General features: G+C 66.9%; 20 protein-coding genes. 14 read left to right on the forward strand and 6 right to left on the reverse strand.

Going from position 1 to position 22,048, the window contains the following annotated elements; genetic code table 11:
- Positions 1-174: 174 nt before the first annotated feature.
- Positions 175-834, reverse strand: a complete 660-nt coding sequence (gene yihA / locus A3CW_RS0128155; protein WP_028206532.1) for a ribosome biogenesis GTP-binding protein YihA/YsxC — start codon at positions 832-834, stop codon at positions 175-177.
- Positions 835-1,071: 237 nt separating this feature from the next.
- Here yihA and A3CW_RS0128160 point away from each other — a divergent pair, with 237 nt between their 5' ends.
- The 5 genes from A3CW_RS0128160 (at position 1,072) to msrQ (ending at position 7,385) form a co-directional block, all read left to right on the forward strand.
- Complete coding sequence (locus A3CW_RS0128160) at positions 1,072-1,746, forward strand: c-type cytochrome (protein ID WP_028206533.1); 675 nt, start codon at positions 1,072-1,074, stop codon at positions 1,744-1,746.
- 164 nt (positions 1,747-1,910) lie between these two features.
- Entirely contained in the window at positions 1,911-4,148 is a 2,238-nt protein-coding gene (locus A3CW_RS0128170; protein WP_028206534.1) for a cytochrome c biogenesis protein ResB, read from the forward strand.
- A 46-nt stretch (positions 4,149-4,194) separates the two neighbouring features.
- The gene (ccsB, locus tag A3CW_RS0128175; RefSeq protein WP_035514211.1) at positions 4,195-5,439 is read left to right on the forward strand and encodes a c-type cytochrome biogenesis protein CcsB; all 1,245 of its coding nucleotides are present in this window, start codon (positions 4,195-4,197) and stop codon (positions 5,437-5,439) included.
- Positions 5,440-5,645: 206 nt separating this feature from the next.
- Complete coding sequence (gene msrP, locus A3CW_RS0128180) at positions 5,646-6,647, forward strand: protein-methionine-sulfoxide reductase catalytic subunit MsrP (protein WP_028206536.1); 1,002 nt, start codon at positions 5,646-5,648, stop codon at positions 6,645-6,647.
- Between the two features lie 12 nt (positions 6,648-6,659).
- Positions 6,660-7,385 carry a protein-methionine-sulfoxide reductase heme-binding subunit MsrQ gene (gene msrQ / locus A3CW_RS0128185; RefSeq protein WP_028206537.1) on the forward strand — a complete coding sequence of 242 codons (726 nt, stop codon included), beginning with the start codon at positions 6,660-6,662 and terminating at the stop codon, positions 7,383-7,385.
- Positions 7,386-7,462: 77 nt separating this feature from the next.
- Here msrQ and lysA read toward each other — a convergent pair whose 3' ends face one another.
- Positions 7,463-8,734 (reverse strand): diaminopimelate decarboxylase, encoded by a 1,272-nt coding sequence (gene lysA, locus A3CW_RS0128190; protein WP_028206538.1) that lies wholly within the window; start codon positions 8,732-8,734, stop codon positions 7,463-7,465.
- A 9-nt stretch (positions 8,735-8,743) separates the two neighbouring features.
- Positions 8,744-9,103: an LPS translocon maturation chaperone LptM gene (gene lptM / locus A3CW_RS0128195; protein WP_028206539.1), complete on the reverse strand. Its 360-nt coding sequence runs from the start codon at positions 9,101-9,103 to the stop codon at positions 8,744-8,746.
- A 35-nt stretch (positions 9,104-9,138) separates the two neighbouring features.
- Between lptM and cyaY the strand changes: the two genes are divergently transcribed.
- Positions 9,139-9,456: an iron donor protein CyaY gene (gene cyaY / locus A3CW_RS0128200; RefSeq protein WP_028206540.1), complete on the forward strand. Its 318-nt coding sequence runs from the start codon at positions 9,139-9,141 to the stop codon at positions 9,454-9,456.
- Positions 9,457-9,540: 84 nt separating this feature from the next.
- Here cyaY and A3CW_RS0128205 read toward each other — a convergent pair whose 3' ends face one another.
- Entirely contained in the window at positions 9,541-11,985 is a 2,445-nt protein-coding gene (locus A3CW_RS0128205; protein ID WP_028206541.1) for a penicillin-binding protein 1A, read from the reverse strand.
- Positions 11,986-12,274: 289 nt separating this feature from the next.
- On the opposite strand from A3CW_RS0128205, the gene pilM reads away from it, so the two are divergent.
- From pilM to ugpQ, 8 genes are all read left to right on the forward strand, one after another.
- On the forward strand, positions 12,275-13,255 hold the full coding sequence (gene pilM / locus A3CW_RS0128210; RefSeq protein WP_028206542.1) for a type IV pilus biogenesis protein PilM: 981 nt from the start codon (positions 12,275-12,277) through the stop codon (positions 13,253-13,255).
- The gene (locus A3CW_RS47870; RefSeq protein ID WP_051481764.1) at positions 13,252-13,941 is read left to right on the forward strand and encodes a hypothetical protein; all 690 of its coding nucleotides are present in this window, start codon (positions 13,252-13,254) and stop codon (positions 13,939-13,941) included. The genes pilM and A3CW_RS47870 overlap by 4 nt, the downstream gene beginning before the upstream one ends.
- On the forward strand, positions 13,938-14,843 hold the full coding sequence (locus A3CW_RS47875; RefSeq protein WP_051481765.1) for a hypothetical protein: 906 nt from the start codon (positions 13,938-13,940) through the stop codon (positions 14,841-14,843). Before A3CW_RS47870 ends, A3CW_RS47875 begins: the two co-directional genes overlap by 4 nt.
- Positions 14,840-16,468 carry a type IV pilus secretin PilQ gene (gene pilQ, locus A3CW_RS0128225; RefSeq protein WP_035514213.1) on the forward strand — a complete coding sequence of 543 codons (1,629 nt, stop codon included), beginning with the start codon at positions 14,840-14,842 and terminating at the stop codon, positions 16,466-16,468. The genes A3CW_RS47875 and pilQ overlap by 4 nt, the downstream gene beginning before the upstream one ends.
- Positions 16,469-16,599: 131 nt before the next feature.
- Complete coding sequence (aroK, locus tag A3CW_RS0128230; RefSeq protein WP_028206544.1) at positions 16,600-17,154, forward strand: shikimate kinase AroK; 555 nt, start codon at positions 16,600-16,602, stop codon at positions 17,152-17,154.
- A 63-nt stretch (positions 17,155-17,217) separates the two neighbouring features.
- A complete protein-coding gene (gene aroB / locus A3CW_RS0128235; RefSeq protein WP_028206545.1) occupies positions 17,218-18,300 on the forward strand; it encodes a 3-dehydroquinate synthase in 1,083 nt (360 codons plus the stop codon).
- Between the two features lie 34 nt (positions 18,301-18,334).
- Positions 18,335-19,561 carry a deoxyguanosinetriphosphate triphosphohydrolase gene (locus A3CW_RS0128240; RefSeq protein WP_028206546.1) on the forward strand — a complete coding sequence of 409 codons (1,227 nt, stop codon included), beginning with the start codon at positions 18,335-18,337 and terminating at the stop codon, positions 19,559-19,561.
- A gap of 52 nt (positions 19,562-19,613) precedes the next feature.
- Positions 19,614-20,369: a glycerophosphodiester phosphodiesterase gene (ugpQ, locus tag A3CW_RS0128245; RefSeq protein WP_028206547.1), complete on the forward strand. Its 756-nt coding sequence runs from the start codon at positions 19,614-19,616 to the stop codon at positions 20,367-20,369.
- 36 nt (positions 20,370-20,405) lie between these two features.
- On the opposite strand, the gene A3CW_RS0128250 is transcribed toward ugpQ, so the two are convergent.
- Together A3CW_RS0128250 and A3CW_RS0128255 are read right to left on the reverse strand one after the other, a co-directional pair.
- Positions 20,406-20,780, reverse strand: coding sequence for a DUF883 family protein (locus A3CW_RS0128250; RefSeq protein ID WP_028206548.1), 375 nt, complete (start codon positions 20,778-20,780; stop codon positions 20,406-20,408).
- Between the two features lie 375 nt (positions 20,781-21,155).
- Positions 21,156-21,875: an OmpW/AlkL family protein gene (locus A3CW_RS0128255; protein WP_028206549.1), complete on the reverse strand. Its 720-nt coding sequence runs from the start codon at positions 21,873-21,875 to the stop codon at positions 21,156-21,158.
- Positions 21,876-22,048: the final 173 nt, after the last annotated feature.

The raw sequence follows: 22,048 nt of genomic DNA on the forward strand, positions 1-22,048 counted from the left end.
ACCGGAGAGGGCGCTTGCGCCTGACATTAGCGTGGTCTGTGTGCGGTAGCGCACATAGCGAGGCGAATGCCGCGCCGGCCTTGTGAAAAGATCTGACGAAAGCGCGTGAAAAGCCCGGCAGTGTGGGCTTTTAGACGACTGAGGGCCTGCCTGAAGCGACTGGCCCGAGGGGTGTTATTCCGCTTGCGCGTCGGTTTCGCCGACAGATTCCTGCGGCACGATCCAGCTCTCGATCACGGCGTGCGCCTCGTCGAGCCCCACGCGCTTGAGTGCCGAAAAGAGCTGGGCGCTCAGCTTCCCTTCGTAGCCTTGCTTGCTGTATTCGTCCAACGCCTTGTTCGTCGTGCGCAGCGCGAGCACGCTTTCCTGACGCGTCAATTTGTCGCACTTCGTGAGGAGTGCGTGGATCGGTTTGCCCGTCGGCGCAAACCATTCGATCATGCGGCGGTCGAGGTCGGTGAGCGGGCGGCGGGCATCCATCATCAGGATGAGCCCCGAGAGCTGCGCGCGCGTTTGCAGATAGAGCGAAAGCAGCTGCTCCCAGTGTGCCTTCGCGGCTAACGGGACTTCGGCATAGCCGTAGCCGGGCAGGTCGACGAGATAGCCCGCTGGTTCGTCCGCGGGGCCGACTGAGAAGTAGTTGATATGCTGGGTGCGGCCCGGCGTCTTCGAGGCGAAGGCGAGCCGCTTCTGGTTGCACAGCAGATTGATGGCGGTGGACTTGCCGGCGTTCGAACGGCCGGCGAACGCCACCTCGGGCCGCGCCGTAGCGGGCAGGTCGCGCAGATGGTTCACCGTCGTGAAGAAGCGGGCTTGGTGCAGCAGGAAGGCCATCGGAAAAGGACCACAATGTGAGACAACGCGGCGGGTGGCCCGCCGGACCCGGACGCGCCCGGGATGGATTCTGGGATATCGGGGGCAGGCCCGACTGGCGCCGTGGCGCCTTGCGCGCTATTGTACAATGCGATGGTTTACTGAATACCAGTGAGGCCAGCGCGGGCCTTCGAGGTAGATCGGTCGCTGTCGTCCATTGCAGAACCTGATTCCCACAAGACGAAACAAGGTGCGCGAATGAATCGACTGGGCAAGTGCTTGAAGGTGTTCGAGAGTGCGATAGCGTCAGGTCTTACAGCAGGTCTATTCATGATGGCGGGGCAGGCAAGCGCGGCGGATCAGGGAACGCCGGCCAAGCCCGACGTCGCCCGGGGCCAAGTCATTGCTGCGCAGGTGTGCGCGGCCTGTCACGCGGCCGACGGTAACAGCACCGGCGGCGCGTATCCCAAGCTCGCCGGCCAGCACGCCGACTATCTCGTCAAGCAACTCAAGGACTTCAAACCGCAGCCCGGCGGCAAGCCGGCGGCGCGCGCAAACCCGATCATGGCCGGCTTCGCTGCCGCGCTGTCAGACCAGGATATGATCAACGTCGCAGCCTGGTTCGCCTCCCAGACACCCAAACCCGGCTACGCGCGCGACGCGAAGACCGTGCCGTTCGGCCAGTCGATCTGGCGTGGCGGCATCGCCGACAAGGGCGTGCCGGCCTGTGCGGCGTGTCACGGACCCACGGGCCAGGGTATTCCGATCCAGTATCCGCGCCTCTCGGGCCAGTGGTCGGAATATATCGTTGCACAGCTCAATGCTTTCCAGCAGGGCACGCGTAACAATAACGATCCGATGCGAACCATCGCGCACCGGCTCTCGGACGACGAGATCAAGGCCGTCGCCGATTACGCCGCCGGCCTGCATTGAGCGTAATCGGTTTGCCGCACGTTTGATCAGCAGTTTCACGGCGCGGCCGGCCGAAAAACAAGAAAAGGGTGAGGGCGTCGTCACGCCGACGGCGCGCCTGCACCCTTTTTTGCTGTAGCGCCTGATCGGCGAGAAGCCAGCAAGAGCGATAAAGCGGAGTTTGAATGAGCGTCACCACGCAGGGTTTGCAGTTGAATGTTCGCCAGAAGGCGGTGAAAGTCGCCGTCGAGCTGATCAGTTCGATGCGCTTCGCGATTGCGCTGCTCGTCGTGCTCGCCATTGCGAGCATCATCGGCACGGTGCTCACGCAGGACGACCCGTACCCGAACTACGTCAACCAGTTCGGCCCTTTCTGGGCCGATATCTTCCGCTCGCTGAGCCTCTACACGGTCTACAGCGCGTGGTGGTTCATGACGATCCTCGGCTTTCTCGTGGTGTCGGTCTCGCTGTGCGTGATCCGCAACGCGCCGAAGATGCTCGCCGACATGAAGAGCTGGAAAGACAAGGTCCGCGAAGGCAGCCTGCGCGCGTTCCATCACAAGGGCGAGTTCGCGGTGGAGGGCGGCACGCGTGAGCAAACGGCTGCCATGCTCGGCAAGCTGGCGGGGCGCATGGGCTACCGGTTCGTCACGCGCGAGAGCGATGGCGCCACGCTCATCGCGGCCAAGCGCGGTGCGCTCACGAAGATCGGCTACATCTTCGCGCACCTCGCGATCGTGATCATCTGCCTCGGCGGCCTGCTCGACAGCAATCTGCCGATCAAATTCCAGATGTGGCTGTTCGACAAGACGCCCATCCGCAGCAACGCGGTCATCAACGACATTGCCCCCGAGCACCGGCTCTCGCAGTCGAACCCGACCTTCCGCGGCTACGCCTGGGTGCCGGAGGGCCAGTTCGTTTCCACGGCCATCCTCAACCAGCCCGACGGTTCGCTGATCCAGGACCTGCCGTTCTCCATCCAGCTCAACAAGTTCATCGTCGATTACTACTCGACCGGCATGCCCAAGCTCTTTGCGAGCGACATCGTCGTGATCGACCACAAGACGGGCCAGCGCGTTCCGGCGCGCATCGAGGTGAACGAGCCGTTCGAATACGACGGCGTGTCGATCTATCAGTCGAGCTTCCAGGACGGCGGCTCGCAGATGTCGATGACGGCGTGGCCCATGTCGGGTGCAAGTGCGAAGACCTTCCCGTTCGGCGGCACGATCGGCAATTCGGCGCCGCTCGCGGTGCCTGCTGGCCAGGCGCTGCCGGGCGTGGATGGGCAGACGATCGAATTCGCGGACTTCCGCGCGATCAACGTCGAGAACATCTCGAATGGCAGCGGCGCGAACGACGCGCGCGGCGTGGCGCACCAGTCGCTCAAAGAAGCGTTCGACGAGCGCCTCGGCTCCGGTGCGAAGAGTTCGAAGCCGCTCGACCTGCATAACGTCGGCCCCTCGGTGCAGTACAAGGTGCGCGACAAGGACGGCCAGGCGCGCGAGTACAACAACTACATGCTGCCCGTGGACGTGGGCGGCGGCGATCGCATGTTCCTCGCGGGCATGCGCGAGAATCCCGACGATCCGTTCCGCTACCTGCGTATTCCCGCCGACAGCGGCGGCACGCCGAAGGAGTGGATGATGCTGCGCGCGGCCTTCGAGGACCCCGCATTGCGCGCGCAGGCCGCGAAGCGTTTCGCCGCGCGCTCAGTCCCCGCTTCGAACCGCGAGTTGCAACAGCATCTCGAGGACAGCGCCGATCGCGTCTTGACCCTTTTTGCGGGCTCGGACGCACCGCAGGCAGGTGCTGCGGGGGCTGCAGGTGCCGCAGGCGGCTTCCAGGCCGTGGCCGCGTTCATCGACAAGTCGGTGCCGAAGGAGCAGCAGGAAAAGGCGGCGAGCCTCCTGCTGCGCATGCTCGAGGGTGCGACATGGGACCTCTGGCAGCTCGCGCGCGAGCAGGCCGGCGAGCCCGACCTGAAGCCCGATGCCGACGCCGCGCGCTTCGTACAGGATTCGATCAACGCGATATCCGACAGCTTCCTGTATGGATCTCCTGTCTATCTACAGCTCGATTCATTCAAGCAGGTGCAAGCTTCGGTATTTCAGTTGACGCGCGCGCCGGGCAAGAAAGTCGTGTATCTTGGCAGCCTGTTGCTCGTGCTCGGCATCTTCTCGATGTTCTACGTGCGTGAGCGGCGTCTGTGGTTCTGGCTGAAGGACCGGAAGGGTCAGGACGGTCAGGACCACGGCGTCGACGTCATCATGGCGATGTCGACCGCCCGCCGTACCCTCGACTTCGAGAAGGAGTTCGCCCGTACCCGCGACGCGGTCGGCCGTGTGCTTGGCGCGGCGCCGCAAACGGGCGCCACGAACGATGCGGGCGACACGAACGGCAGCGGCACGGACCGTGCGCCCTGATTCACGCACGTGATTGCAGCCACTCACGATCAACACCGGTAAGCCCATGGACTTGTCTCAGGTTTCCCCCTCCGCGAAGGCCCGGCGCGCCGAACGTGCGCTGGTGGCCAATGCCGCTGTGGCGCACGGCGCCGCGAGTGCCCGCGATCCCCTCGCCGACGCCCTGTTCGACGAACGCCCCTTGCTGCGCCGCCTGACGGTGGTCGACTGGCTGTTCGCACTGGCGCTCGTGGCGGGCGCGGGCTTCGCGCTCTCGCGCTACCACGCGCACATGAACTACTACGACAAGCTGGTGCTCTGCGGCACGACGCCGGCGCTCGTCGTACTGGGCTGGCGCTGGAAGCCGGCGCGGCTGCTCATGGCCGGCATCGCGGTGCTCGCGCTTTTCGCGCTCCAGATCTACCAGGGCGATCTCGCGCGCGCGGATCAGACCTTCTTCCTCAAGTATTTCCTCTCGAGCCAGTCGGCCATTCTGTGGATGAGCGCGCTGTTCGTGCTCGCCACGCTGTTCTACTGGATCGGCCTGCTCTCGCGCTCGCCCTCGGGCGGCTCGATCGGCTCGAAGCTCACGTGGGCGGCGGTGCTCATGGGCTTCGTCGGCCTGATGGTGCGCTGGTACGAGTCCTACCTGATCGGCGCGGACGTCGGGCACATTCCCATCTCGAACCTCTACGAAGTGTTCGTGCTGTTCAGCCTCATCACCGCGCTCTTCTATCTGTATTACGAAAAGCACTACAACACGCGTGCGCTCGGCGCGTTCGTGCTGCTGGTGATCAGCGCGGCCGTGGGTTTCCTCATGTGGTACTCGATCTCGCGCGACGCGCAGCAGATCCAGCCGCTCGTGCCCGCGCTGCAGAGCTGGTGGATGAAGATCCACGTGCCGGCGAACTTCATCGGCTACGGCAGCTTCGCGCTTTCGGCCATGGTGGGCGTGGCGTACATCATGAAGGAGCGGGGCGTGCTGGCGGATCGTCTGCCCGCGCTCGAGGTGCTCGACGACGTCATGTACAAGTCGATCGCCGTGGGTTTCGCCTTCTTCACCATCGCGACCATTCTCGGCGCGCTGTGGGCGGCGCAGGCCTGGGGCGGCTACTGGAGCTGGGACCCGAAGGAAACCTGGGCGCTGATCGTGTGGCTCAACTACGCGGCCTGGCTGCATATGCGCCTCATGAAGGGCCTGCGAGGCGGCGTGGCGGCCTGGTGGGCGCTCACGGGTCTGCTCGTCACGACCTTCGCGTTCCTTGGCGTGAACATGTTCCTTTCTGGCCTGCACAGCTACGGCAAGCTGTAACCGAATCCACCCGCAAGACGAATTAACCGTCGGATGCCTCGCGCTCCGACGGTTTTTTTTCGTCCGCCGGGAAGTTTTCTGCGAATTGCGCGTTTGCCCGCTTGAGGTCATCCAGTCGATCCACGCCGTGCCCAGCACGGCAGGACGGGTCGAGATACGATCAATGTGCTGGCGGCGCACGCCACGCAAGAAGCAGGAGCAGCGATATGTGGATCAAGCGGAGCAGCAGGATCTTGCTCAACGGTGACGACATCCCCGCGAGCGAAATCACGCCGCAAAAGGTGTACGAACAGCGTCGGCGCATTCTGCGGGCTGCGGGCGCGCTCGCGCTCGGCGGCATCGCGGGGCCGTTCGCCGCGCGAGAGGCGCTTGCGGAATACGCCCCCGGCGACCCGAAGGCGCAGAAGCTCGCCGCGCCGACGAACACGAAGTTCGTCGCGCTCGACAAGGTCACGCCCTACAAGGACATCACGACCTATAACAACTTCTACGAATTCGGCACCGACAAGGGCGATCCGGCTCAAAACGCGCACACGCTGCGGCCGCGTCCGTGGAAGCTGAGCGTCGAGGGCGAGGTGAAGAACCCGAAGGTCTATGACATCGACGAGATCCTCAAGCTCGCGCCGCTCGAAGAGCGCGTGTACCGGCATCGTTGTGTGGAGGGCTGGTCGATCGTCGTGCCGTGGATCGGTGTTTCGCTTTCCGAACTGATCCGCCGTGCGCAGCCCACGGGCAACGCGCGCTACGTGCAGTTCATCACACTCGCCGACCCCTCGCAGATGCCGGGTCTCGCCGAGCCGATTCTCGACTGGCCGTATTCCGAAGGCCTGCGCATGGACGAAGCGATGAACCCGCTCACGCTGCTCACGGTGGGCCTCTACGGCCAGGTGCTGCCGAACCAGAACGGTGCGCCGGTGCGCGTGATCGTGCCGTGGAAGTACGGCTTCAAGAGCGCGAAGTCGCTTGTGAAGATCCGCTTCGTCGCGAACCAGCCGCCCACGAGCTGGAACAAGTACGCACCGAACGAGTACGGCTTTTATTCGAACGTGAATCCGAACGTCGATCACCCGCGCTGGAGCCAGGCCACGGAGCGGCGCATCGGCGAGGACGGCTTCTTCCAGCCCAAGCGCAAGACGCTCATGTACAACGGCTACGGCGATCTCGTGGCGTCGATGTACCAGGGCATGGATCTGCGCAAGAACTTCTGAGCAACGAGCTTGATGGAGCGAGAGATGGAATCGACGACGACACCGCAGGCCGCCGCGCGCGTGGGGGCGGGCGAGGCCCGTCCTGCGCGAAAGGCGGGTGCGGCGAGCGTGACGGGGCCGCGCTGGCTGCCGTGGGCGAAGGCGGCGGTGTTCGTCGCGGCGTTGTATCCGCTCGCGCGCCTCGTGCTGTTTGGCTTCACGGACGGGCTCGGTGCGAATCCGATCGAGTTCATCACGCGGTCCACGGGGCTCTGGACGCTGGTGTTCCTCTGCATCACGCTTGCGGTCACGCCGCTGCGACGACTCACGGGCTGGAATACGCTGCTCCGCTTTCGGCGCATGCTGGGCCTCTTCGCGTTTTTCTACGCGACGCTGCACTTCACGACCTACATCTGGTTCGACAAGTGGTTCGACGTTGCCGCGATGTTCAAGGACGTCGGCAAGCGGCCGTTCATCACGGTGGGTTTCGCGGCGTTCGTGCTGCTGATTCCGCTCGCCGTGACGTCCACGCGCGCGATGGCGCGCCGGCTCGGACGCCGCTGGCAGACGCTGCACCGGCTCATCTACGCGATCGGCGTGCTGGCGATCCTGCACTTCTGGTGGATGAAGGCGGGCAAGCACGACCTCGTGCTGCCCAAGCTCTACGGCGCGATCATGCTTGCGCTGCTCGGTTGGCGCGTGGCCGTGTGGCTGCTTGCGCGCTGGCGTGCTTCGCGCGCGGGTGCGGGCGCCGCGTAGGTGCACCGCGCGCAGGCAGGCAAATAAAAAGCGACGCCGTAGCGTCGCTTTTTTACATGGGCGAGCGGACGAAAGACTCAGTCCGGCAGCACGCGCTCGCTCGCGAATAACTGCGCCACGTTTTCGCGCTCGCGCGCGAGATGCACGCGCTTGCCGTCGACCATCACTTCGGCCGCGCGCGCACGCGTGTTGTAGTTCGAGCTCATCACGAAGCCGTATGCGCCCGCGGAGCGGATCGCGAGCACGTCGCCGGGTTCGATCGCGAGCGAGCGGGCGCGGCCCAGCCAGTCGCCGCTTTCGCACACCGGGCCGACCACGTCGTAGGTCTGCGGCGCGGACTGGCGCGCAACCACCGGCTCCATCGCGTGATACGCGTCGTACATGGCGGGACGGGCGAGGTCGTTCATCGCGGCGTCGACGATCGCGAAGTTCTTTTCCGAGCCCGGCTTCAGGAACTCGACCGTGGTGAGCAGGATGCCCGCATTGCCCACGAGGGAGCGGCCCGGCTCGAAATACACCTCGCGCGTCTTGCCCGTTTTCGCGCCATACGCCTCGATGCGGTCGAGCACCGTGCGCACGAACTCGCCGATGTCGGGCGGCGTTTCGTCGTCGTAGGTGATGCCGAGGCCGCCGCCCACGTCGATGTGGCGGATGCTCACGCCGTCCGCTTCGATCTGGTCGACGAGTTCGAGCAGCTTGTCGATGGCGTCGAGATACGGCGCGATTTCGGTGATCTGCGAGCCGATGTGGCAGTCGATGCCGACCACGTCCAGGTGCGCCATGGCCGCGGCGGCGCGATAGGTCGCGCGCGCTTCCTCGAATGCCACGCCGAACTTGTTCGCCTTCAGGCCGGTGGAAATGTACGGATGCGTTTTCGGATCGACGTCCGGGTTCACGCGCAGCGAAACGGGCGCCTTCTTGCCGAGCTTGCCCGCCACGTCGTTGAGGCGGTCGAGTTCGGGGATCGATTCGACGTTGAAGCACTTCACGCCCGCTTCGAGCGCCTCGCGCATTTCGCCGGCGGTCTTGCCGACGCCCGAGAACACCACGTCCTGCGCTTTACCGCCTGCCGCGAGCACGCGGGCGAGCTCGCCTGCCGAAACGATGTCGAAGCCCGCGCCTTCGCGCGCGAACACGTTGAGCACGGCGAGGTTGCTGTTCGCCTTGACCGCGACGTGCACCTTGGCGTGGCGGCCGGCGCAGGCGTCGGCGTAGGCGTGCCATGCGGCGGTGAGCGCCGCGCGCGAATACACATAGAGCGGCGTGCCGTACTGTGCGGCGAGATCTGCGGCCGAGACGCCTTCTACGAAGAGCGTGCCGTTATCGCGGTGAAAAGCGGACTGGGTCATGCGAGCGTTTTACTGGGTTGGCGTGGCGTCGGAAGCCGCTTGCGGGCTGCCGGTGGTCGCGGGTGTGGTGCCGAGTTCGGTGTCCGGGGACAACGAGAGCGGCGTGCCGGAGGTGTCCGGAATCGTGCCGACGGGTGCCGAAGCCGACTCGGGAGCACTCGCGGGCGCGTTTGCAGGCGTCGCGCCGGTTTCCGGCTGCGTGGTTTCGAAATTGGGCTTGGGCGGAAGCGGCGGCACGGTGGGCATATAGAGCGCGCCGCGCTGGCCGCAGCCTGCGAGCGCGACGGCGCCGATCGCAAAAGCCGCTAGAATCGCGCGGGGCGTCCATGCGCTGGGGGCCGCTGCGCGCGTCCGGGAAATGACACGCATAATTGTCCCTGAATGAATAACCGGTGGAGTTTAGCATGCCAGACAATGACTACCTGAGCCGCGCGGAGGCCGTGCTGGCGGCCGTGGAGCGGGCCGTGGACGAGGCCGAAGCCGACATCGAACTGGAGCGCAGCGGCAACGTTCTGACGCTCGAATTCGAGAATCGCACGAAGATCATCGTGAACTTGCAGCCGCCGATGCGCGAAATCTGGATCGCGGCGAAGGCTGGCGGTTTCCACTATCGCTTCATCGACGGCGAATGGCGCGACACGCGCACGGGCACCGAATTCTTCTCGGCGCTCACGGCCTATGCAACGGAGCAGGCGGGCGAGCCGGTGCGGTTCGAGCCGTAAGAGCGCAAGCGTGAGTTCGTAAAAGAAACGGGCGCCAGTTGAAAAACTGGCGCCCGTTTTTCATTGCCACCGTTGCGGCGAGCCTCAGTGCCCGCGGAACAGATTCATGATGTCTTCCTTCTCCTTCGCATTCACGTGCTCCGGCGCGGGTGCGGCGCCCGCATTGTCGGCGCCAGCCGCGCCCGATGCGCCGCTCGCCGACGCCTCGAGCGCCGCCTGACTGATGCCCACGGTCGAGACGAAGCCGTGGCCCGGCGTGGCGTCGGCGTAGTAGAGCTCGTCGCCGAGCGTGACGATGCCGTCCGGCATCGCCATCCTGTACTCGGGCACGCCGTTGAGCGCCTTCTGCATGTAGTCGATCCAGACCGGCAGGGCGAGACCGCCGCCCGTTTCCTTGTCGCCGAGGCTGCGCGGGTTGTCGTAGCCGATCCACGCAATCGCGGCCAGCGTGTGCTGAAAGCCCGCGAACCACGCGTCGCGCGAGTCGTTGGTCGTGCCGGTCTTGCCGCCCAGGTCGGTGCGCTTAAGGACGTTCGACTTCGCGCCCGTGCCGCGCTGCGCGACGCTCTGCAAGAGGCTGTTCATGATGTACGCGTTACGCGGGTCGATGGCGCGCGGCGCGTTCTGCTCGGCCACGAGCGGCTGCGCCTGGGCGACCACCATGCCGCGCTGGTCGGTGACCTCGGCGATCAGATACGGATTCACGCGATACCCGCCGTTGGCGAACACCGAGTAGCCGGCGGCCATCTGCAACGGCGTGACGAGACCCGCGCCGAGCGCCATCGGCAGGTAGGCGGGATGCCGGTCGGCGTCGAAGCCGAAGTGCGTGATGTACTGCTGCGCGTACTTCGTGCCGATGTGGTTGAGGATACGGATCGACACGAGGTTCTTCGACTTCATGAGCGCCGTACGCATGCTCATGGGGCCGTCGAAGCCGCCGCCGTAGTTCTTCGGCTCCCACGGCTGGCCGCCCGTTTCGGCGGCGCTGAAGAAGAGCGGCGCGTCGTTGATGACGGTCGCCGGCCCGAGCCCCTTGTCGAGCGACGCCGAGTAGATGAACGGCTTGAAGCTCGAACCCGGCTGGCGCCACGCCTGGGTGACGTGGTTGAACTTGTTCTTGTTGAAGTCGAAGCCGCCCACGAGCGCGCGGATCGCGCCGTCCTGCGGCACGATCGAGATGAACGCGCCTTCGATTTGCGGCAACTGCGTGATCGACCAGTCGCCCGCGTTGTTGCGCGCGACGCGGATGATCGCGCCCGGCCGGATCTTCTGCGACGGCTGCGCGCGCGCGGAGAGCGCGAACTGCGCGAAGCGCAGCCCGTCGCCGGTGATGCTCGTGGTGTTGCCGTCCATGAGGGTGGCTTTCACTTCCTTCGGGCTCGCCGCCGTCACCACTGCCGCCACGAGTTCGCCGTTGTCGGGGTGCTCGACGAGCGCGTCGTCGATGGCCTGCTCGCGCTCGTCGCTGTCCGTGGGCAGGTCGATGAACGCCTCGGGCCCGCGGTAGCCGTGGCGCCGCTCGTAGTCCATCAGCCCCTTGCGCAGCGCGCGATAGGCGACGTCCTGATCGGCGGAGTCGATGGTGGTGACGACGTTCAGTCCGCGCGTGTACGCCTCCTCGTGGTACTGCGCATACATCATCTGGCGCACCATTTCCGCGACGTACTCGGCGTGGACGCTGAATTCCTTGCCCGCGCCCTTGACGACGAGCGGCTGCGCCGCAGCCTCGTCGTACTGCTGCTGCGTGATGTAGTGCAGCTCGAGCATGCGCTGGAGAATGTACTCCTGGCGCACCTTCGCCCGCTTCGGATTGACGACCGGGTTGTATGCCGACGGCGCCTTGGGCAACCCGGCCAGCATCGCGCACTCGGCGAGCGTGAGGTCTTTCAGATCCTTGCCGAAGTACACGCGCGCGGCGCTCGCGAAGCCATACGCGCGCTGGCCCAGGTAGATCTGATTCATGTACACCTCGAGAATCTGATCCTTCGAGAGCTTCGACTCGATCTTGTAGGCGAGCAGCATCTCGTAAATCTTGCGCGTGTAGGTCTTTTCGCTCGAAAGGAAAAAGTTGCGCGCCACCTGCATGGTGATCGTGCTGGCGCCCTGGGTGGCGTGGCCATTGGTGAGCGCGACGAAGCCCGCGCGCGCGATGCCGGCGAGATCGACGCCGCCGTGATCGTAGAAGCGCGCGTCTTCGATGGCCAGAATGGCCTTCTTGAGGTTGTCGGGCACGTCCCTGAAATGGACGACGTCGCGCCGCTCCTCGCCGAATTCGCCGATCAGCACGTGGTCGCGCGTGTAGATGCGCAGCGGCACCTTCGGGCGATAGTCGGTGAGCGCCTCGAGCGACGGCAGGTTGGGCGTCGCCACGACGAGCGCGTAGCCGAGCACCAGCGCCGCGCACACCACGCCGGCGAAGATGAGGCCGAAAAAGGCGATCAGCAGCGTGGCCCACCACGGGCGCTTGCGCCGCCGGGGCGGCTCGGGCGGCGTGGAAGGCGGTACGGACGAAGGAAGCTGATCTTGCATACGAACACCAGAAAAACGGTCCCGCGATTATAGCCGCCGCTCGCCCGCGGGCTTTCGAGATGCTTACATGGACGGCGCATGCGAGCACGCAACCCGTTGTTTCTGTCGACGCTTTTGCTGACGCTTATTGCTGATATTCGCACTGTAGACGCGCCCCTCGCGCGTGGATAGCGCTGGCGGCGACCGTTGGCCGTTCGGCCGAGTATTCGTGCGCCGCCGCGGTTCGCACAATTTCTCCATCGACGCGCTGCGAACGGTTCGCGGCGCACGGACGTACGGGAGGGATGCGATGGGTTTCGGGAATCCGCTGTTGTTGGGCGCTCGCCGCTTTGCCGCGGGTGTGGATTTAAGCGCGCGCGGGGTCACGCTGGCGGTGTTGAGCCAGCGCATTGTCGGGGCGGGGCCGGTCCGCCTCGAATGGCTGGCGAGCGCGCCGCTCGCGCGCGAGGCGCTCGCCGGCGCGGAGATCGTCGACCGGGCGGCCATCGTCGCGGCGCTTCGCAGCGTGTTTGGCGAGTTGCCGCGCGCCAGCGCCGCGGCGTCGCTGCGGTGTGCCATGGCGCTGCCCACGAGCGCGACGCTCGTCGCGACCGTGCCGCTCGCGCGTCTTGCGCCGGCGGGTGCGATGGACGAGTCGGGTATTCACGCGGCGCTCGAGCCGCTCGTGCTGGCGGAGGCGGAACGCGTGGCGGGCGTGGAGCGCGGCGAGCTGGCGGTCGACTGGAGCGTGCTGCCGGCCACGCCACGCAGCCACGAAGCGCAGGTGACGATCGCGGCAACGGCGCGGCAGCATCTCGAAGCGCGCATCGAGTGTGCGGCCATGGCGGGCATCACGCTGTGCGCCGTGGACGGCGAGGCGCACGCCGCGTTGCGCGCCATGCGGCACGCGGCGGTCTACGAGTTGCCGCCGCACGAACCCTGGGTGGCGATCTGGGTCGGCCCGGAAGGCGTGCACGGCTGGTTGCTCGTCGACGACTCGGTCATCCGGCACATGCGCTTTCCCGCGCTCGAACATGCCGATCTCGTGGAGGCGTTGCGCGACCTCGTCGACGGCGAGCAGGCCGGCTGCGTGCAGGTCTCGGGCGAGCTTGCCATGCTGCGCGGCGCGAACTTCACGATGGCCGACATCGGCGACGCGCTGGGCGCGCCAGTGCTGCCGTTCGAATGCGCACCGCTGGCCGACATCGAGTGGCCGCTCGCAGCGACGCTGTTGCATGATCCGGCGTGCGCGGTGGCGTTCGGACTCGCGTTGCGCGGGGTGGCGGAATGACGCTCGCGCGCGCCGTGCGCGTTTTGCCGGGCCGGGCCGTCGGCGGATTCAATCTGCTGCCGTGGCGGCGGCGCGCGATCCGCAGGCGGCGTTGCTGGCGCCTGCTCGAATGGGGCGCCGCCGTGCTTGGCGGGTGCGCGTGCGCGCTGGGTGTCGTGCTTTGGCAGCGCGTCGAATGCCGCGCGCTCGAGGCTCGGCGCGAGGCGCTGGAACGGCCGCTGGCGCAGTGGCGCACGCCGCTCGCCGAGGCGCAGCGCCTCACGCGGGAGAGCGAAGCGCGGCGCGCCGGCGATCGACTGGCCCGGCAGCACGCGCGGGCAACGGCGCGCTTTTTTGCCCTCGCGGACGCGTTGGCAAGCGACCCTCTGCCGGGCGTCGGCTTGCAGCAGCTCGCACAGTTCGCCGATGAAACCGATCTGCAGGCGAGCGCGGCGGACGAATCGGCAGCTGCGGCGTGGCTCGGACGGCTGCGCTCGCTGCCCGATTTCGAGGCCGTGAGCGTGCGCGAACTCAAGCGCGGCGCGCCGGCTGGCGCTGCACGCGGGAGCGCGCCCGGCGGCGAGCCGATTCGCGTGGCGGCTCATCTCGTCTGGCAAGGCGCGAGCACCGTGCCGCGGGCCGGCTCACCGCGAGCGCACGAGGCGCCGCGAGCGTCGAGCGGCGTCGCAGCGAAGGAGGCGACATGAGCACGATGCCTGCGCACGCTGGAGAGGAGCGGGCGCTCGTTTCGGCTCAGTCAGGCGCGGGCAACGCATTGCGCGGGTGGCCGCCGCTGCACGCATGGGGTACGCGCCGCCGCCAGGCTGTCGCGTTGACGATTGCTGTGCTCGCTCTCGCCACCGCGAGCGGCGCCTGCGTCGTCGGGGATCCGCTTGGCGTGCATGCAGCGCGCGCCGCGCTGGAAGCCGCTCAAAGGCGCTACGGCGATGCCCGGCAAGTCCTGGCGCGTCTGCCCGCGCTGCGCGAAGCCGCGGCGCGAACGACTTCGCGTGCGCCGCGTGCGGGCAATTCCGCCGACGACATTCGCCGCATCTCGCAACTCGCCGCGCAATCGGGCCTCGTGCTGCATGCGCTGGAGCCAGGCGTCGCGGGCGGCGCGCAAGCCGAGGCGTTCCGGTCGATCAAGCTGGTCGCGCAAGGCAGCTTCGCGCAACTGCGCAGACTGCTCGAAGGGTTGGCGCGCGAGCCGGCCCTCACGGTGCCATTCGAGCTGGCAATCCGGCGCATCGGAACCGGCTTGTCGGTCTCGGCAACATTGCGTGTGTACGATGCGCTTCCCGCCGTGCCGCTGGCGGTGGCGTCCGCCGCAGCGGCGGCTCCCGGAGTGGCAGCTCCCGAAGCGGCGGCTCGCGATCCCTTCACCCATGCGGCTGCGGCCGGGAGGGCGGAAGACGGGTGGCGTCTTGCCGGCATCCTCCAGGATCGGCAGCGCATCCTCGCGCTCGTCGAGACGCCCGAGGGCGTCGTGACCGCGCAGGCGGGCGAGGCGATCGGCGACGCTCGCGTGCTGGCAATCGGGCCGGCGCGGGTCGTCGTCGCGGCAGGTGGGACGACGCGCGCGCTCGGCTGGGCGGAGCCGGCGAAATGAGCGCGCTCAAGTGGAACGTTGCTGCACTCGCCGCGTTGATGGTGAGCGTCGCCGCGTGCGCTGCATGGGCCGCGGTGCCGTCGCCTCGACCAGGGTGGGCACGTTCGCCGGCGCCGCTCGTGCGCTACGAAGTGCCGCCGTTGCCCGATGGGGCGGGGGAGCCCGCAGCAAATCAGTGGATCGCCAATCCGTTCACGGGAGGCAGCGATGCCCCTACGCCCGAAGTCGCGCCCGGGGACGCTTCGCGGGCAGACGCGGACGGCGACGCTGGCGTGTCCCAACGCGCCGCCCCGCCTACGCGCGAACCTGGCAGCGACGCGCCAGCGGCCGGGCCGCTCGAAGGGCCGCCCGTACCCATGCGCGCGCCGATGCGCCTCGGCGACACCGCGGCAGCAAACGATGGGTTGCCGCCAGACCGGCCGATCACGCTCAACTTCCAGCGCGCTGAACTCACGGCCGTTCTGCACGCGTTCGCCCAGTTCACGAAGCTCAATATCGTCGCAAGCGAGCGTGCGCGTGGCCAGGTGACCTTGCGCCTCGACCGCGTGCCGTGGCGTACCGCGTTCGACCTGCTGCTGGAGGCAAACGGCCTTGCGATGTCGCGCATCGGCGACGTGATCTGGGTCGCGCCCGCCGCGGAGGTGGCGGCGCGCGAGCGGCAGCGTTACGAAGCACACGCCCGGGCCACGGAGCTGGAGCCGCTCGCGAGCCGCTCGTTCGAGTTGCAATACGCACGCGCCGAGGATGTGCGCCGCTTCCTGACCGGCTCGGGCACACAGCGGGCACTCTCGAAACGCGGCACGGCGGTGGCGGACGCGCGCACGAACCTCCTGTTCGTCACCGACCTGCCGGCGCGACTCGACCAGATCGGCGAACTCGTGTGGCGGCTCGATGCGCCCGCGCGTCAAGTGCTGATCGAGGCCCGCATCGTCGAGGGAGACGAGGGGCTGTCGCGCGAGCTGGGCGTGCGTCTTGGCGTGACGCCGGTGAATGTCGACGGCACGACGGCCCGCGGCTTGACCACCAGAGCCGACGGCACGGTGTACGACCTCGCGGCGGGCCCGATCTCCGGCTTCGAGCCCGCGGGCCTCGGACTGACGCTGCTGGCCGCGCGCGCCACGCGCCTGCTCGACATCCAGTTGAGCGCGCTCGAGGCCGAAGGGCGCGGGCGCGTGGTGTCGAGCCCGCGCGTCGTCACCGCCGACCGCACGAAAGCCGTCGTCGAGCAGGGCACCGAACTGCCTTATCAGGCGAAGGTCGGACAGGGCGTTTCGGGCGTGCAGTTCCGGCGCGCCAGCCTGAAACTCGAAGTCGAGCCGCAGATCACACCCGATGGCCGCGTGATACTCGACCTCGATGTGGCGAAGGACAGTGTCGGCGAGCAAACGGCCGCCGGGCCTGCGATCAACACCAAACACGTGCAGACGCGCGTGGAAATCGAGGACGGCGGGACGGTCTCCATTGGCGGCATCGACGCGACGGATGACCGCGATGATGTGACGCGCGTCCCACTCCTGGGCAAAATACCGGTTCTGGGCGCGCTTTTTTTTTCGCACCGCGCGCACCGGGATAAGCGCAGCGAGCTGGTAGTTTTCATCACGCCGCGCGTCGTGGAGTCAAATTGACCCTCATTGATCGGGCGAACCGGCCGCAAGCGGGCAGCCGCATGCTTTCGGGGCCGGAACGACGGGGCCGCAGGCTCGACAACGCCGCCGCTTTGCCAGTAAGCTGCGGCACCAACCTTTCGTAGGAAACGCTGCAAGTGCGGGACGCAAACGCCAATGTATTTTTCGTAGGGCTCATGGGCGCCGGCAAGACGACCGTGGGCCGGGCGGTCGCGCGCCGGCTGGAGCGTCCGTTCTTCGACTCCGATCACGAGATCGAGGCGCGCACGGGCGCACGCATCCCGGTGATCTTCGAACTCGAAGGCGAAGCGGGCTTTCGCGACCGCGAGGCCCAGATGATCGAAGAGCTCACGGGGCGCGAAGGCATCGTCCTCGCGACCGGCGGCGGCGCGGTGCTGCGGCCCGAGAATCGCGCGGCGCTCAAGGCGCGCGGCTTCGTCGTATATCTGCGCGCGCATCCGCACGACCTGTGGCTGCGCACGCGGCGCGACAAGAATCGCCCGCTCCTGCAAACCGAAGACCCCAAGGCGCGGCTCGAAGCGCTGTACGAAGTACGCGACCCGCTGTATCGCGAAATCGCGGATTTCGTGATCGAAACGGGCCGGCCTTCCGTCAACGGACTCGTCAACATGGTGCTGATGCAGCTCGACATGGCCGGCGTCGTGCGGGCCACGGCGCGCGAGTAGGGCGCAGGTCGCGCAGTTAGTCGTGCAGCAGGCAGCGCATCGGAAACCCACAAGATTCAGAGCATGATTACCGTCAACGTCGAACTGGGCGACCGCGCCTACCCCATCCATATCGGCTCCGGCCTGATCGGTCAGACGGCGCTCTTCGCGCCCCATATCGCCGGCAAGTCGGTGACGATCGTGACGAACACCGTCGTCGACCCGCTCTACGGCGAGACGCTGCGCGCCGCACTCGCGCCGCTCGGCAAGGACGTCAACACGGTGGTGCTGCCCGATGGCGAGGCGCACAAGAACTGGGAAACGCTCAACGAGATCTTCGACGCGCTGCTCACCTCGCGCGCCGACCGCAAGACCACGCTCATCGCGCTGGGCGGCGGCGTGACGGGCGACATGACGGGCTTCGCGGCCGCCTGCTACATGCGCGGCGTGCCGTTCATCCAGGTGCCGACCACGCTGCTTTCGCAGGTCGATTCGTCGGTGGGCGGCAAGACGGGCATCAATCATCCGCTCGGCAAGAACATGATCGGCGCGTTCTACCAGCCGCAGGCCGTGATCGCCGATATCGGCGCGCTTGCCACGCTGCCCGAGCGCGAGCTGGCGGCGGGCGTTGCCGAGGTCATCAAGACCGGCGCGATTGCCGACGCCGAATTCTTCGACTGGATCGAAGCCAACGTCGAATCGCTCAACCGCTGCGAGCCCGAAGCGCTCGCGCACGCGGTCAAGCGCTCGTGCGAGATCAAGGCATCGGTCGTGGCCGCCGACGAGCGCGAGGGCGGCCTGCGCGCCATCCTCAACTTCGGCCATACGTTCGGCCATGCGATCGAGGCCGGGCTCGGCTACGGCGAGTGGCTGCACGGCGAGGCGGTGGGTTGCGGCATGGTGATGGCGGCGGATCTCTCGGTGCGCATGGGCATGCTGGACGAAGCCTCGCGCACGCGCCTCGTGCGCGTGGTCGAGGCCGCGAAGCTGCCGGTGCGTGCGCCCGCGCTCGGCGCCGAACGCTACGTCGAGCTGATGCAGGTCGACAAGAAGGCCGAGGGCGGGGCGATCAAGTTCATCCTGCTCAAGCGCTTCGGCGAGACGCACATCGGCCGCGCGCCCGACGAAGCCGTGCAGGCCACGCTCGCCGCCGCGACGCAGAACTGAGGCGGCGCCGGCCACAACCCCTCGCGGAGGAACGGTGAGCGACACCCGCAGCGATAACCGTAGTGATCCCCGTAGTGTTCAGGAAGGTAGCGACGCGCATGGCGGCGACGCCAGCGCCGCGCTGGTCGCGTCATTCGAGGCGGGCCTCGCGCCTTACGCGGCGCACGCCTCGCGCACGCGCGGGCGGCGCTATCCCGAGCCGCCGCCCGCCGCGCGCACCGAGTTCCAGCGCGACCGCGACCGCATCGTCCATTCCACGGCGTTTCGCCGCCTCGAGTACAAGACCCAGGTGTTCGTGAATCACGAGGGCGATCTCTTTCGCACGCGGCTCACGCACAGTCTGGAAGTCGCGCAGATCGCCCGCTCGGTCGCCCGCAACCTGCGCGTGAACGAAGATCTGGTCGAGGCGATCTCGCTCGCCCACGACCTCGGCCATACGCCGTTCGGCCATGCGGGCCAGGACGCGCTCAACGAGTGCATGCGCGAGCACGGTGGCTTCGAGCACAATCTCCAGAGCCTCGCGGTCGTGGACGAGCTCGAAGAGCATTACGGCGCGTTCGACGGCCTGAACCTGTGCTTCGAGACGCGCGAAGGCATTCTCAAGCACTGTTCGCGCGAGCATGCGCGGCATCTGGGCGATCTGGGAGAGCGTTTTCTGCTCGGCCGGCAGCCGTCGATCGAAGCGCAGATCGCCAACATCGCCGACGAAATCGCCTACAACAACCACGACGTCGACGACGGCTTGCGCTCGGGCTTGCTCGCCATCGAGCAGCTCGCCGAGGTCGAACTCTGGCAAACGCACTACGACGCCGCACGCGCCGAATATCCGCAGATCGAGGGCCGCCGGCTGGTTCACGAGACCGTGCGGCGCATCATCAACACGCTGATCGTCGATCTGATCGGGCAGACGCGACGCAATCTCGCCGAGTGCGCGCCGCAGTCGCTCGACGACGTGCGCGCGGCGCCTGCGCTCGTCGCGCACAGCGAGCGTGTGGCCGCGCAGGCGGCTGCGCTCAAACGCTTCCTCTACCGCAACCTGTACCGCCACTACCGCGTGATGCGCATGGCCAACAAGGCGCGGCGCGTGGTGAAGGGGCTGTTCGAGGCGTTCAGCGAAGACTCGCGCCTGTTGCCGCCGCCGTACCAGACGCAGGACGCCGCCGTGCAGCCGCGGCTGATCGCGCATTACATCGCGGGCATGACCGACCGCTATGCCCTGAAGGAGTACCGCCGTCTCTTCGTCGTCGCCGACGACGTTTGACGGCGCAGCTCGCCCCATCTCACCGCCCCTGCCGATTCCGGGAGCCCATTTGATCAAGTCGTGGCCGTATCCGCGCGTTGCCGCGCACCGAGGAGGCGGCACGCTCGCGCCCGAGAACACGCTGGCGGGTCTGCGCACCGGCGCGAGCCTCGGCCATACGATGGTCGAGTTCGACGCCAAGCTGTCCGTCGACAACGTCGCGTTCCTGCTCCACGACGACACGGTGAACCGCACGTCGAACGGCCACGGCGCCGCGGCGCGCATGCGCTACGCGGAACTGGCCACGCTGGACGCGGGCAGCTGGCGGGATGCGCGTTTTGCGGGCGAGCCGATGCCCACGCTCGCTCAAGTCGCAGCGTGCTGTCGTGAGCTGGGGCTGGCGGCGAACGTCGAGATCAAGCCCTGCGCGGGCCGCGACGTGGAAACAGGGCGCATGGTCGGCGCCGAAACGGCACGCCTATGGGAGCAAGAAGCGCAGGCAGGCATGCCGCCTTTGCTCTCGTCGTTTTCCTACGCGGCACTCGAAGCGGCGCGCGAGAGTGCGCCGGAACTGCCGCGCGGCCTGCTATTCGAGCGCGTGGCCGCCGACTGGCGCGAGCAGACCACGGCGCTCGAGTGTGTGTCGCTCCATGCGAGCCATCGCCATCTCGACGAGGCGCTCGTCGAGCGCATCAAGTCGGCGGGGCTTTTCATCCTCGCCTATACGGTGAACGACCTCGAGCGCGCTCGCCAGCTCGTGAGCTGGGGCGTCGATACGGTCTGTACCGACCGTATCGACCTGATCGGGCCGCACGCGCTCGACGCCTGAGGCCCCAAGCCGGGCGGCCAGCGCCCGGATCCTCATTCAGCGGCGCGCGAGCAGCGCGCCCACTACCAGCGCCACGCCGCCGACGATCGCGACGGCCTGCCAGGGATTGCGGTGCACGTAGTCGTCCGCGCTGGCGATAGCCGCGTCAGTATGATCACGCGCGGCTGCACGCGCCACTTCGAGCCGCTCGCGGGCGGCGTCGAGACGCTTGCGGATGTCGTCGCGCAGCGCGGCGGCATCGGCCTGGGTTCCTTCGCCCAGCGTGTTTTCCAGTTCGGCGAGCAGATCACGCAACTCGTCGGTGATATCGGCGGCGGCGCTGCGGCCGCGGCGCGCGATGCGCCGCGCGTGTCGGCTCGTGCGCGTCCAGGAATCTCCGAGGGCTTCTCGCGTGTTCGGAAAGGCGCTCATGTATGGCTCCGTCGTTGAAAAGTCACAGGTAAAAGGCTCGCCGCGGCGCGCACGAAAAAGGGCGCGGGAGGGCGAGAGCCGGAGTGCAAGTATTGCGCAATTCCAGTGCCCGAGCCTTGAACGAGCGCAGTGAGCCGGGCGCAAACGCCCGCCAGGCGGGGCTTCGCTCTCTGGTGACAAAACAGGTGATTACGGGGACAGCACGCTTTTTCGCAGAGGCATAGAATCAGGATAAGCCCATGCGAAGGCGGGAAAAAATCGATGGAGACGCGAAGACGGGAAGGGCACTGCCGGGCGGGAAACGCCGCCCTCCGCCAGACGCCGCAAGGGCGAGGCGAAGGGCCGGCGCGAGGTAGTGCGGGGCGCCGCAGCGCGTTAGAAGTTGTAGCCGACCTTCAGGTACGTCACGAGCGGGTTCAGGTGAATCTTCGATTCCGCGACTCGCTGGGTGCCGAACTGGTTGTTCAGCGTCGTGTGGTACGTGGCCGTCACGTTGATCGGAATGTACGAGAGCGAGAAACCGGCGAACCAGTGCTTCGTGAAGTTGTAGTTGAAGCCCAGGTTAAACACGGGGGCCCAGGAACGATCCGTCGAAACACTGGTCGGACCCCCAAGCACGCCCTGTTCGAAGGAGCCGTTGGTGATCTTCGCGTCGGTGAACCAGGCGTAGGTCACGCCGATGCCGAGGTAAGGACGGAATTTTGCTTCCGGGCTGTTGAAGTAGTACTTGAACAGCAGCGCGGGGCTCCACAGTTTCGCCGAGCCGACCTTGCCGAAGCTGCTGAAGCTGCCGCCGCCGGAAATATCGAACTTCGGCGGAATGCCCAGTTCGGCTTCGGTAGCGAAGTGGTCGGTGATGTAGTAGCCGAGGGAGAAACCCACGGTGTCGGCCGAGCCGACACTGGCGCCCGTATTCGGAATGGCCATGTTGACGGGCGAGCCGCCGACGCTGTCGATCTTGAGCGGATCGCTGGTGTCCTGCGGCATGAAGCGGAACCAGCCGGTGGTGACGTAGAACGTGTTTGCGGATTGTGCGTGTGCTGCCGTGAAACTGGCGAGCGCGGCGACCCCTGCCAGCGCCTGTTTTAATTTCATATTAATTGCTCCTCCATGAAAGGCCCGCTCATTATGAACACAACGTTTGCAACAAACCAGACGCGACCGTTAGAGCTTTTTTACTAAGCGCCGCGAGCTTTCCGCCGAAGCCGCATGCCAGCGAGAACTAGCGCTGGTGGGGCCTGGCGGGTCTGCGGGTATTCACCAACGGA

Source organism: Paraburkholderia nodosa DSM 21604 (assembly GCF_000519185.1).
Classification (GTDB): domain Bacteria; phylum Pseudomonadota; class Gammaproteobacteria; order Burkholderiales; family Burkholderiaceae; genus Paraburkholderia; species Paraburkholderia nodosa.